Here is a 12,239-nt window from a genome sequence, read left to right on the forward strand (position 1 = left end):
GTTTATGGACGGGCACTAGTCTAGGCACCCGCCGCCACGTGCGGGCGACGCCGGCATCAACCGGCGGGCAGATGCGCAGAGGGCAACAAGCGCGCCTGACGCAACGCCGCCAGATCGGCCGAGCCGGTGCAGAAGCAGGCAACGGCCAACTGGCGGATGACGATCTCGAAATGCGCGACAACCGCCTCGGTGGACACCGTCGCCGCGTCCAGCACGCCGGCCGCCTGCCCGGCGATGTCCGCGCCCAGGCGGATGGCCTTGGCCACGTCGATGCCGTCGCGGATCCCGCCCGACGCGATCAGCTTCACCGTTGGCAGCGCCCGACGTACCGCCTGCACGCTGGCCGGGGTCGGAATCCCCCACTCGGCGAACGCCATCGCCACTGCACGATCGGCGGCATTGCGGGCGCGCTCGCCCTCCACCGCGGCCCAATTGGTGCCGCCGGCGCCGGCGACATCGATCACCGCCACGCCTGCCTCGACGAGCGCACAAGCCACCGAGGCGGACAGGCCCGACCCCACTTCCTTGGTCACGATCGGCACGCCCACGCTGCGTGCGGCGCGAGCGATCTGCGCCAAGACGCCGCGCCAGTCGCGGTCGCCCTCCGGCTGTACCGCTTCCTGCAGCGGATTGAGATGGACGATGAGTCCATCGGCCTCCAGTGCATCTACCGCACGGCGCGCCAGATCCAGGCCGTCGGCCTCGCGCAGTTGCGCGGCGCCGATATTGGCCAGCAAGGGAATGTCTGGTGCCACGCGGCGCAGCGCGCGCGTCAACCCCAGGGAGTTGCCGGATTGCAGGCTCACGCGCTGCGAACCGACGCACATGGCGATCCCCAAGGCTTGCGCTGCCTCGCTCAAATGCCGGTTGATGGCCTCGGCGCGTGGCATGCCGCCGGTCATGGAGCTAATCAGCAGCGGCGCGCACATGGTCTTGCCCAGCAGCGACGCGCACAGGTCGATCTGCGTCAGGTCCAACTCGGGCAATGCGCAGTGTTCGAAACGGATGTACTCCCAGCCTGCGGCGACCGTGGCCGGTGCCGTTCGCCGATCCAGCACGATGTCCAGATGGTCGTCTTTGCGCCGGCTCAGGGCGGTGTCGCTCATGCTCGCCCAGTCCGTCGCATCGGGCGACGGCGTTGCGTCGGATCGGACCGACGGCAGCGCACGCACGCCGTCGCCTCCCGCGCGCTCAGGCCGGCGCACGCTGGCCTCCCCCCGCAGCGTCGCTGCGGTAGCGGCTGGTCGAGGTCTGGTAGTACTCAGCGCGGATTGCCGCCATGGCCTCGATCAACGGTCCCCACGGCGCGGGAAAGCGTTCTTCCGCCATCACCCGGTGCAGCATGCGCTTATGGCCGGCCAGCTCGTTGTTGAGGAACTCCAGCACAGGCATAGCCGGATAGCGCTGCAGCAGCAGGATCGCCGCGTTGTCGGCCTCGCCGGCCGACCTGTCCTTGTCGCGTCCATGCAGATCGTTCTGCAGGCGCCCTATCGCGGAGATGAGCCGCAGGACCTGGCGAAATGCCGGACGCGCGCGCAAGGTTGCCATATCCAGCCCCCACAGCAATGACAGGCAACAGAACACGTTCGCGTAGGCGATCGAATCGATGCCGTTGTGCAGGTACTCGGCGTAGGACCAGCGTTCCGCTCCAGCCGCCTGCGCGTGTCCGGCGCGTAGCGCCGCGCAGTAGCACCGGGTATCGTCGAGAAGCTGAGCATAGTCGCGACGATCATAGGCGAGCGCGGCCAGCGAAGCGCGCAGCGCAGCGCAGCCCTCGAATCCGGGAAGCGCGCACGGCACGCCTTGCCCCAGCGCCTGCTCCACCGCGGCGAGCTGCTCCGGCGCGATGAGGCCAAGGTCGTTGCAATCGTCGAGCCAGAACAGCAGCGCCAGTTCGCGATAGAACGCCACGATCAGCGTTTCGTTCTGCGGATCGCGGCCGGTGCGGGCGCTGGTGTCGCGCAGGCTCGGGTGGATGCGCTGCAGGATGTACTGGCCGCCCCTGACCGCTTCCACTGCATGCTCGTCGGCGAACCCGGTCAGGGAACGCCCCCACTCCAGCACCTGCTGCAGCGCGCGTTCGGTCTGGATCATGGCGCCGCTCCTGCTCCCTCGTCCAGGACGCGCCGCCCCCAACGAAGCGCCAGCCACAACCCGGCAAGTTCGGCCACGCGCACGACCCGGGTGGGGCAATACAGTTCCTTGCCGATCCACAGCGGCGTCTGCGGCAATGCATGCGCCGCATGGCGGGCGAGCATCCACTCCAGCGCACGCGCCACCGCCTGCGCGATGCGCCGGCGACCTGTCGGCTCTTCGCTCCCGTCCATCACGTGCAACGCGAACAGCGCATAGGCGATTTCCTCGAATGTGGACGCGCGACCGGCGCCCCAGCCGCCGTCGTCGCGCTGCGCCTGCAGCAGCGCCGCGAGCGCGCGCTCGTCGCGCCACTGGGGCTTGCCTTGCGCCAGCGCAGCGACCGCATGCGCGGTGGGATACAGCCACGAAACGTGCCATTTTTCGTTGTCCCATAGACCGTGCGAGTTGCGATTGGCCTCGACGTAGGCGCTGGTGCCGGCGGCGCGCTTTCCCAACAGTCGCAACGCATGCAGGGCATGGATGTTGGTCGACACCGAGGCATTGCGCTCGCCCGGGAAGGTGACGAACAACTCGCCGATTTCGAAATGGCGCAACGCATCGACCGCCGGGTCGCGGCCTGAAAGGCGCAGCACGCACAACGCAACGGCGGTGTCGTCCGCATCGGCCGCGAAGTGCAAGGCCGGCCCCAGACCGCACACGCCCAGGCGGGCGTCGAGCTGCGCGACGATCACGCGCACCGCCTGGGCGAGCGCGGGATGCGCGAACAGCCCGGCCAGATGGAGGGTGTACAGCGACCAGCATGGCTCAAACACATTGATCGGCCAGACGTTGGGAACGACACCTTCGATGCCGCTGCGCGTCGCCCGCGATGCCGCCTGCAGATACGCGTCGGCGCGCCCGACTTGCGGCGTGCTCCCCTGTGTCACGGCGTGCGCACGCCACGCGGCGGTGGCCGCCGGACTGATGCCGATGCTGCCGTCGTCATCCGGGCATGCGGTGGTCGGCGACGTCCCCCAGGCTTCCCAGGAGTGCAGCAACGGATGGCCGCTCAGCAACGTCGCCGCCGCCCCCAGCTTGACTAGGCACGCTTGCCGCAGCGGCAGGAGCGCCGGGTGGCGCGGAAACGCCACGCCGCCCAGCAAGGATGCGGCCTCGCCGCACAACTGCGGCAGGATCAGCTCCACGCCGATCGGCGCGTCTTCCGGCACCGCATGCGCGTAGGGATCGGGCTGGCGCTCGAGGAACAGGGTTGCAGCCTGGACTGCGTCGACAGCGCCGGGAAGAGGATCGGCACGCTGCAATGCCAGCAACGCCGCCCACGTGGGTGCATGGCGGAACAGCGGGAAGTCCGCGCTTCCCCATCCGCCATCGGCTTGTTGCTGCGCGATGAGCCACGCGTATGCGTCCTGCCGCCCGGTGACGTTGCCGTGGAACTGCAGAGCTCGCGCCGTGTCATAGACGGACGGACCGACGCTGCCGCCGTCGCTCATCTCCCTCAGCAGGTGGCGCAATTCGGAAAGGATCTGTTCGGACAGCGCATTCACGCGGGATGCTCCTTCTGCAGGCGGTTGACGAGAACCAGGATCGGGCAGACGCCGCGCATGTCGCCGCGGAGTCGGATACAGTGCAGCATGCACCGCTGCCGGGCGACTCCATGCTGACGGGCGCGCTCATGCGCATGGCGCGTGCTTGAACAGATACGGGTTGGCCCGCTGCAGCATCTGCGCCAACGGTTCCGCACGCGGCCCCAGCGGGGCGATGGCCTCCTCGGCGTCGCGCAACAGATCGAGCGCGAACTGGCGCGCTGACTGCAGGCCCATGATCGACGCGCAGGTCGGCTTCTGCGCCGCCGCGTCCTTGCCGGGGGTCTTGCCCAGCGTCGCGGTATCCGCTGTCGCGTCGAGAATGTCGTCGACCGCCTGCAACGCCAGGCCAAAACAGGCGCTGTAGCGATCGAGCGCACAGTACAGCGCAGCGTGCGCGGCATCCTCCGCGATGGCGCATAGCGCGCCCATGCGAACGGACGCGCGCACTAGCGCACCGGTCTTCATCCGGTGCATAGCCACGATCCTGTCCAGCTCGACGTACTTTCCGACCAGCGACAGATCCATGGCCTGCCCGCCTGCGGCACCCTCGGCGGACACCGCGTGCGCCAGTTCGCGCACGAGCGCGATACGGTTGTCGCCCGGCGCATCCAGGCTCGCCAGAGTCAGGAAGGCGTGCGCCTGCAGCGCATCGCCGACCAGGATCGCAGTGGCTTCGCCGAACTTGACGTGCACGGTCGGAAGGCCGCGGCGAAGCACGTCGTCGTCCATCGCGGGCAGGTCGTCGTGGACCAGGGTACAGGCGTGCATCATCTCGATGGCGGCGCCGACGTCGTCGAGTATGTGCGCCGGCGTGTCGGCCAGTGCGCCGGCAGCCAGACAGAGCAAGGTTCGGGTGCGCTTCCCGCCATTCAAGGTGGCGTAGCGCATCGCCGCCATCAGCTCGGTCTCACCGTCGTCTTCGGCGCAGAGAAGACGCGCCAGCGCCTGTTCGACTCGCTTTGCGCCGTCCTGCATCCAGATCTCCGGCAGCAACCTGCCGGATGCGGCGCGCGCCTGCGCGCCCAATCCGCCGAGCGCGGAAACGCCAGGTCGGTCGTCGTGTAGCTTGGAACCGGTCTGCATGTTGTTCATGTCCTTGTACCTGATAGGAGATGGCCAGGGCGAGCGGCGAGCCGCCGCGGTGTTGCCGGCGTCGCACCGAGCGCGCGCACCGAGTGCAGCAATGCCGCGCGTCGCCGGCGCCGCTGCCTCGCCACACGGGGCATGCGATGCCAGCTCATGAGAATCCGATGCGGACTTTCATGGACGGATGTCCGGTCGGGTAATAGCGCCGGCCTTTTTCGACGTCGCTCAGCAACCGCGGCCGCACCCCGGCCTTGTGCATGGTCAGCGCCAAGGCGATGCAGAACTGCACCATTTCCAGCCACACCAGGTGGTAGCCGATGCAGACGTGTGGGCCGGTACCGAACTGCAACATGTCCACCGGCCGGATCGGCTCCGTGCGTTGCAGCCACCGCGCCAGGCGGAACTGATCAGGCGCCTCGTGCAGCAGCGCCGAGGTCGAGAAATGCAGCAGCGGGATGCACAGATGGGTGCCTGCGGGAATGCGCCGTTGGCCGAGTTGCAATTCCTGCAGCGCGCGACGCGGCAGGAGCGTGACCGCCGGATGCAGGCGCAGCGTCTCGCGGAACAGCGCCTCGGCGACTGGACACTGCGCAAGGTCCGCGTGCCGGGTCGGCACCGCGCCCACGCGTTGCGCCTCTTCGACCAGGGCGTCCCACAGCACAGGCTGCCGCGCCAGCTCGATCACCATCCAGGCCATCGTCGAGGCGGTGGTCTCGTGACCGCCAAGCAGCAGCAAGCGGATATTGGCGACCAGGACGTCATCGGAGAGCGCATCGTCGCTGCGATCGAAGGCGCTCACCATGTCGTTGATCAACCCGGTGCGCGCGGCATGCGCGCGCGCGTCGCGGACGAACTGGCGCAACTGTGCGTCGATCCAGTCGCGGGCGGCGCGGCCGCGCCGCAAGGGCAGTCCGGGCAGGTCGACCAGGGGCGCGACGATCAACTGCAGCAGTTGCCGGTACTTGCGATGCCATCCCGGCAGGTCCTGCGCTGGGATTCCCATGAGGCTGAAGATGAGCTTGAGCATCAGGTCACCGGTTTCGCGCAGGATAGTTACGTCGCCGCGGTCACGCCACGCCTGCACCCGCGCCCAGATGACGGGCGCGAACAGGTCGCCGATGCCGGCCTGGGTCAGCCCCTTGGGCACGAACGCCGCCTTGATCGCATCGCGCGCCTGCCGGTGCGCGCCGCCGTCCTGGGCGACCAGTGTTCCGCCAAGCAATTCGGGCGCGATCTCTTCGATCAGCGCCGAGGACACGTCCTTGTGCCGGAGCAGCGCGAACGCATCCGGATCCACGCAGGTCATCAGGTGTCCGGCAGGGCCGAAATCCAGCCAGAAGTGGCTGCCCAGCGTACTTTCCGCACGCCGCAGCAGGCGCGGCAGGTCGCAGACGATGGCGGGAAGATGCCCGACCAGGGGGAAAGCGCCGGGCACGACGGGGATGTCGTGTCGCAGCCGGTGCCGACGGTTCAGCGGGTTGAGCAGCATGTCCATCAGCTCCATCTGCAGCGCGGCGCCGCGGCCGCTTCGGGGGTGTCGCCGGCAGGCCTCGCGGCGCGGCTGTTGCCACCGTCGGCGTACGTCGGCACATGCGCCAGCATGCCGCCGTCGATGCACACGACCTGGCCGGTGATGAACGCAGCATCGTCGGAGAGCAGGAACGCCACCAGCGCGGCCACGTCCTCGGGGCGGCCGACGCGCGGCAGGAGCTGGTGCCGGCTAAGATGCCGTTGCATGCACTCGTCCAGCTTAGCGAGGAGACGCTCGGTCATGATGAGACCCGGCGCAACCGCGTTGCAGCGGATCTGCGCATGACCGTACTGGGTGGCGAGCGAGGCCGACAGCATGTTCATCGCCGCCTTCGACGCGGCGTAGGACGTCAGCGCGGTGTCACCGCTGAGCCCCTGGCACGACGACATGTTGACGATCGCGCCACTGCCGCGGGCGATCATCCGTGGGATGGCCTGCCGGCAGCAGAGCAGCGTGCCGCGCAGATTGGTCGCCATGGTCTGATCCCAGACCGCCAGGTCCAGGTCGAGGATCGCGCGGTCGCGCGGGGTCAGGTGCATGGCGCTCGCGTTGTTCACCAGCAGGTCGACCCCACCGAAGTGCCGCTCCGCCGTCTCGAACAGCGCTGCCACCGCCTGCGCATCGGCGATGTCCATGGCCACTGCCAGCGCGTGGCCTGCTTCGGCCGCGATCTGCGCGGTGCAGGCGATGGCCGCCGAGCCATCAATGTCGGCCACCACCACTCTGCCGCCCTCGCGCGCGATGGCGAGGGCGCATGCCTTGCCGATGCCGGCGCCCGCGCCGGTCACCACGGCCACCTTACCTTCAAACCGTCCCATCGTGCCCTCCTGGATTGCTTTGGTCTTTCGCGGCATGCCGCTCTGCCTCCGCCGGAGAAGGCGCAAGGTCGGCGCTGGCGCGCTCGTCGTCGCCAGCGTCGCTTTCGATGACCCGAATGGCGGCGACCGGGCACTGGCTGGCCGCGAGCCGCACGGCGGCGTGCATCGCCTGCGGGACCGTCGACACGCACACTTCGGCCACGCCGTCTGCTTCGCGCTGGCGAAAGGTGCCCGGCAGCGTCAGCACGCACTGCCCGGTGGTTCCGCACAGATCCTCGTCGACCACGACGCGCATCTCAGCCCCCCCCTGCACATGCAGCCGCACCGGCAGCGCGCGGAACGTCCTAAGGAATGCGGAGGGCTCCCGGGTCGGCTGCTCGGCCAATGCCAGCGTGGGGAAGCGCGCCTGGATCCGCGGCAGGCTCTCGGCCAACTGCACCCGGGCCAGTTGCGCACCGAGGCAGAAGTGGATGCCATGGCCGAAGCTCAGCAGGATCTTCCCGTCGGTCGACATGCCAGGACTGGTGCCGTAGAACCGCGCGGGATCGAAGCGGTCGGGATCGGCGAAGGCGTCCGGGTCGCGATTGCCGGCCCCGATCAGCACGCGCACGTCCGCGTTCTTCGGGATCACCACGCCGCCCAGTTCGATGTCGCGCTGGGCGATACGCGGAATGGAGCTGAACATGGCGGGCGCGTCGCAGCGCAGGACTTCTTCGACGAATGCCTCCACCCCCACGGTGTCTCCCTGCAGCCAGTGCCGCTGTTCGGGATACGCCAGCATCGCCAGGACCGCATGGTCGATGGTCGCAGCAGTGGTGGCGAAGCCGCCCAGCAGCATGCCCCACAGCATGCTGATCAACTCCGCATCCGACAGGGTGTCGGCATCGTCGTCGTGTGCGCCGACCAGCATCGACACGATGTCGTGGTGGGGATCGGTGCGCTTGCGCTGTATGAGGTCGCTGAAGTAGGCCTGTACCCCGGCGCTAACCGCGTCCGCTGCGGCGAGCTGGGGATCGCTGGCGTGCGGGCTCAAGCCTTCCAGAATGGCGCCGATGCCGGCGGCGAGCCCGAACATGTCGTCCTGGGGCATGCCGAACAGTTCGGCGAAGACCAGCATGGGCAAGGCCAGCGCGAATTCCCGATGCAGGTCCACCGCCTCCCCGCGCTCCAGCGCGGGCGCCATCCCGTCCAGGCGCGCTGCGACGATGCGCGCGATGCTCGGCCGCAGGTTGTCGATCTGGCGCATGGTGAAATCGCGCGAGATCAGCCGGCGCAGACGCGTATGCGTCGGTGGTTCCTTCATCGCTAGCGTGGACGCTAGCAGATTGAGCGACAGGCTGGTCGCCGCACGCGGGAAATAGCGGGACAGTTCGCCCGGCGCCGGTCCCCGAAATGCATCGCCCGTGGCCTTGAGCGCCCAGTGGATGTCGGCGTGGCGGCTCAACAGAAAGAGGCCCGACGCGGCGCGATGCACCGGATCGTGCTCGCGCAACCACCGCATAAACGGATACGGGTCGTGGATGCACGCTGGCGACGCCAGTTCGGCGAAGGCGTCTCGGCATGCTGCCGTGGCTTCTTGCACGTCCATCTTGGTTACCTGTTGGCTGGTTGATCTGACCAGCGCGCGCCACGCGCGCCGGCAAATTGCGGAGAAGATCGCGATTCCCGGCGACTTCCGCGCATCACCAGAGCACCGGGAACCCTTCGAACCCGCCAGTGATGATCTCCTTGCGCAACTTCAGTTCTTCGGGCGCCACGGCCAAGCGCAGCGCGGGAAAGCGCTGGAAGATCGAACCGAAAACCACCTTGAGTTCCAGCCTGGCCAGCGCCACGCCGATGCAGTAGTGCGGCCCGGAGGAGAACGCCAGGTGCGGTTTTTCGTCGCGTCCGATGTCAAAGATTTCCGGGTCGTCGAAATGGCGCGGATCGAACGACGTCGCCGGTAGGCCGATCAGCACCTTGCTCTCCGCGGGAATATGCACGCCCGCGATGGTCACGTCGGTCCGCGGATAGCGCATGATGCCGTCCCAGCCCGCGCCCGGCGGGTACATGCGGAGGATTTCCTCCACCGCCTTGTCCACCAGGGATGGATCGCCGACTAGGCGTTCGCGCTGTTGCGGATAGCGGAACATGGCCAGCAGGCCGAATTCGATCTGCGCGACGGTGCTCTCGTGCCCCGCCACCAGCATGCCCGCCGCCAGGCCGATCGCCTCTTCCTCGGTCGCCTTGCCCTGGTCGACCGCCGCGAGCAGATCCGTCAGCAGGTTGTCGCCCGGATCCTGGCGCTTGTCGCGCATCTTGCTGCGAATGTAGGCGAGCAGTTCTTCCCAGGCCAGGCGCGACGCGTTGCGCGGGCCGCTTTCATGCTGGTGTGTCATCACCTCGTCGGACAGCCCGGCGAAAAAGGCGTGATCCTCGTAGAGCACACCCAGCAGCGCGCTGATGATCATTGCCGGAAGCGGAAAGGTGAGGTGGCGCCGCAGGTCGGCAGGCTGGGGCTGAGCCGCCAGCGTCTCGAACAACTGGGCGGCGATCGCCTCGACCTGCTGCGCGAGCAGCTTCACCCTGGGGTTGCTGAAGGCCGGCGCCACGATCGTGCGTAACCGGGCATGCTCGTCCCCTTCGTGCGAGACTAGCCACCCCGGCGAACCGAGAATCACCGAATCCGGGGTAAATGCCGCCGGCGGCATTCCCGCGGGCCGGAACGCGGGGTCGGACAGCGCCGCCTTGGCCTCGTCGTAGCCTGTCACCCACCAGCCTTCGTGCCCGGATGGGAAGCGCACGCGGTGGATCGGACCGTTGGCGCGTAGCGCCAACATCTCGGGCGAGGGCTCGATATGATCGACGCGCCACATCGGCAGCGTCGGCAAGGGTTGTTTGGACATGGTGGCACTTCACTCTCTAAGCGATGGAAGGGCGGAAGGTGACCGGCAGGCGCTGCGGCAGCGAATGACGTAAAACGAAGCTCTACTAGTACTTGTTTTAAGACAATATGAGCAGAAGATATATTTGAGAATATATACTGTTTATATTATATAAAAATACGATAAGACATTAATTTTTCTCAAAGAGCTGAAACTATACCAAAATATATGTTAGAATACATTTTGGTTCATTTTTCCAACTGGTGGATTTGACATGATACGTGCCGGGAATCGCGGCTGTCACTTAGCAATTAAACGTGAGAATGCGGTTGTTTCAGCCGGATTTGGCAGATGAGAATCCGCGGGGCAGGATTCTCTAATTAACTGCAACTGCGACGACGCCACCGAACGGCATGTATGGTTCATGATCTCATCGGTAGCGCTGCTGAAAGGCACTTTGTTGACACCCGTCATTTGGCCGCGCAGCATTTCGAGCGTCTCCGGTCCGGCCCGCTCGACGACGCCTACTCCGGCCAGCAGAGCCGGTCGCAGATGCAGCGACAGGATCGGAATTGCGGGTGGAGGCAGGTTCCTCCGTTCCATAGCGACGAAACCATCGAGATCTGGAATGATTGCGCCGAGCACCCTGAATCGCCACGGTTCGTACTCATGAGGAAGGGGTCTCGGCACGCATCGCATCAGCAGAAGGCGTGCGATTTCGGCCGGCGAAGTCCAGGTTGTTCAGCGAGCAGCGCCGCGGCGCTCGCGGTCAGGTGGGAGATTTCGTTGTTCATAGCAGCTCGCCCGTGTCCTCGACAAAGGGCACAGGTTTGCTGGAGTCGATGCCGCGAAGCGAGCCCCATCCGCGGTCGTCCACGTTCGTTTTTGGCTTTCCTGCGCCATCGCGTCGTACGGCTGCCCTCTTCTTGGTTGCTGCATTGACGCTGCGCGAACGCTCATCTGCTGTCCAACCTGTCAGGGAAACTGGCAAGCGTCAGCGTGACGCGGCGTTTCCGTTGCCGCATGGGCGAGGCGATGAGTTTCATTATGGATCGCCGGCGCCCGATCCGCGTGGATTGCAGAAGGGCCGTGGCCGAGGGGTATCGTGGATCCCTAGCTGCATCTCGACGCGATCAAGGTGAAGACTCGGGATTTCAGGTAAGGAGGTAACGACGGGCCGACGGTTCTAATCCCGCCAAGGCTATTGGAATTTGACTAGCCTGCCTACGCTCGGAAACTGAAAAATCCGCGGCCAATCCTCTCGCTCATGGGGTCAGAGCACGCTTACGTTTTCGGCCTTCGACTTCCCGGTCTTCCGATCTTGGCCCAGCTCGTAGCTGACCTTTTCGCCTTCTCGGAGCGAATCGCCTCGTTGCAGGGCAGACACATGGACGAACACATCCGCTCCGCCATTCTCGGGCGTAATGAAGCCAAATCCCTTGTCTTCATTAAAAAATTTCACGGTACCTGTAGGCATGACTTTCCTCTTTAATTCTGCAGCGAGTTTGGCCCGCCAATCGGACCTATAGCTCCGAGCGTATCCTTGTCCACCAACGGTCTGCTACTTTTCAGCAATATTCCCATTCGTAGGAACTCGGCAACTCATTGCCTGAGAGGTGAACTGCGTATCGACGGTTCGTGAACACCGTTGGGTGCTCGGGGTCGAGCCGATCTGCAAGCTGCTACCGATTGCCCCACCTATTACGACTTAACGACGCTGTCGCCAAGCGGATCGACATGGATCGCCGGTCGGCCCGCGCCCGGCACAGCGGAACAGCTGCAGGCAATGCTGATCGCTGACCTGTCGCGTAGGGCGTCCGAACGCCGGAACCAAAACCAGAACGGCGGTGCTAGCATTACAGTTGCATATTTATCTATGGTCTGAATCTATGGGTCTCCATGATTCGGAGGTCATGGATGGCAGGTGCATCAATCGAGACGACGCTTGAACTTTGGGCATCATCGTTGCGCGACGTGAATGCTCGCATGCGCGGACTGTTTACGCAGGAGCGAGTTGCAGCATCTGCGAACCTTTTCCTGGACGGCTTGCTGGGCGACGAGCGGCGTAAGACAGGTTGGATGCGCGCTGAGGCGGCCGGTGATCCCGGCCCGTGGCGGCAACAAGCCATTCTGGGGCGCGGGCGCTGGGACGCGGACGCACTTCGCGACATCGTGCGAGAGTATGTCGTAGAAAACCTCGCCACGGATGATGCGGTCCTGGTCATCGACGAGACGGGCTTCCTCAAGCAGGGCAAAA

General features: G+C 66.1%; 11 protein-coding genes and 2 pseudogenes. 3 read left to right on the forward strand and 10 right to left on the reverse strand.

Features of this window, described 5'->3' with window-relative positions; genetic code table 11:
• Positions 1-56: 56 nt before the first annotated feature.
• The 9 genes from fni to LPU83_RS37705 all read right to left on the reverse strand — a co-directional run bounded on the left by fni (position 57) and on the right by LPU83_RS37705 (position 10,627).
• Positions 57-1,106 (reverse strand): type 2 isopentenyl-diphosphate Delta-isomerase, encoded by a 1,050-nt coding sequence (gene fni, locus LPU83_RS37665; protein WP_024318848.1) that lies wholly within the window; start codon positions 1,104-1,106, stop codon positions 57-59.
• Positions 1,107-1,191: 85 nt separating this feature from the next.
• Positions 1,192-2,094, reverse strand: coding sequence for a terpene synthase family protein (locus tag LPU83_RS37670; protein WP_024318847.1), 903 nt, complete (start codon positions 2,092-2,094; stop codon positions 1,192-1,194).
• On the reverse strand, positions 2,091-3,641 hold the full coding sequence (locus LPU83_RS37675; RefSeq protein ID WP_024318846.1) for a hypothetical protein: 1,551 nt from the start codon (positions 3,639-3,641) through the stop codon (positions 2,091-2,093). The genes LPU83_RS37670 and LPU83_RS37675 overlap by 4 nt, the downstream gene beginning before the upstream one ends.
• 126 nt (positions 3,642-3,767) lie before the next feature.
• Entirely contained in the window at positions 3,768-4,766 is a 999-nt protein-coding gene (locus LPU83_RS37680; RefSeq protein ID WP_024318845.1) for a polyprenyl synthetase family protein, read from the reverse strand.
• Between the two features lie 154 nt (positions 4,767-4,920).
• The gene (locus LPU83_RS37685; RefSeq protein WP_024318844.1) at positions 4,921-6,264 is read right to left on the reverse strand and encodes a cytochrome P450; all 1,344 of its coding nucleotides are present in this window, start codon (positions 6,262-6,264) and stop codon (positions 4,921-4,923) included.
• Positions 6,264-7,118, reverse strand: coding sequence for an SDR family oxidoreductase (locus tag LPU83_RS37690; RefSeq protein ID WP_024318843.1), 855 nt, complete (start codon positions 7,116-7,118; stop codon positions 6,264-6,266). Before LPU83_RS37690 ends, LPU83_RS37685 begins: the two co-directional genes overlap by 1 nt.
• Complete coding sequence (locus LPU83_RS37695; protein WP_024318842.1) at positions 7,105-8,706, reverse strand: cytochrome P450; 1,602 nt, start codon at positions 8,704-8,706, stop codon at positions 7,105-7,107. Before LPU83_RS37695 ends, LPU83_RS37690 begins: the two co-directional genes overlap by 14 nt.
• 94 nt (positions 8,707-8,800) lie before the next feature.
• Positions 8,801-10,003 (reverse strand): cytochrome P450, encoded by a 1,203-nt coding sequence (locus LPU83_RS37700; RefSeq protein ID WP_024318841.1) that lies wholly within the window; start codon positions 10,001-10,003, stop codon positions 8,801-8,803.
• Between the two features lie 279 nt (positions 10,004-10,282).
• A complete protein-coding gene (locus LPU83_RS37705; RefSeq protein ID WP_225040247.1) occupies positions 10,283-10,627 on the reverse strand; it encodes a hypothetical protein in 345 nt (114 codons plus the stop codon).
• A 309-nt stretch (positions 10,628-10,936) separates the two neighbouring features.
• Here LPU83_RS37705 and LPU83_RS75690 point away from each other — a divergent pair.
• Positions 10,937-11,144 (forward strand): annotated as a pseudogene (locus tag LPU83_RS75690) (OB-fold nucleic acid binding domain-containing protein); the annotation flags it as partial.
• Between the two features lie 111 nt (positions 11,145-11,255).
• On the opposite strand, the gene LPU83_RS37715 reads toward LPU83_RS75690, so the two are convergent.
• Positions 11,256-11,459 carry a cold-shock protein gene (locus LPU83_RS37715; protein WP_024318839.1) on the reverse strand — a complete coding sequence of 68 codons (204 nt, stop codon included), beginning with the start codon at positions 11,457-11,459 and terminating at the stop codon, positions 11,256-11,258.
• 148 nt (positions 11,460-11,607) lie between these two features.
• Here LPU83_RS37715 and LPU83_RS73870 point away from each other — a divergent pair.
• Positions 11,608-11,746: pseudogene (locus tag LPU83_RS73870) on the forward strand (IS3 family transposase); the annotation flags it as partial.
• Between the two features lie 135 nt (positions 11,747-11,881).
• The coding region (locus LPU83_RS37720; protein ID WP_197901932.1) for a transposase at positions 11,882-12,239 on the forward strand (358 nt) is incomplete at its 3' end.

It is taken from the genome of Rhizobium favelukesii, from assembly GCF_000577275.2.
Classification (GTDB): Bacteria; Pseudomonadota; Alphaproteobacteria; order Rhizobiales; family Rhizobiaceae; genus Rhizobium; species Rhizobium favelukesii.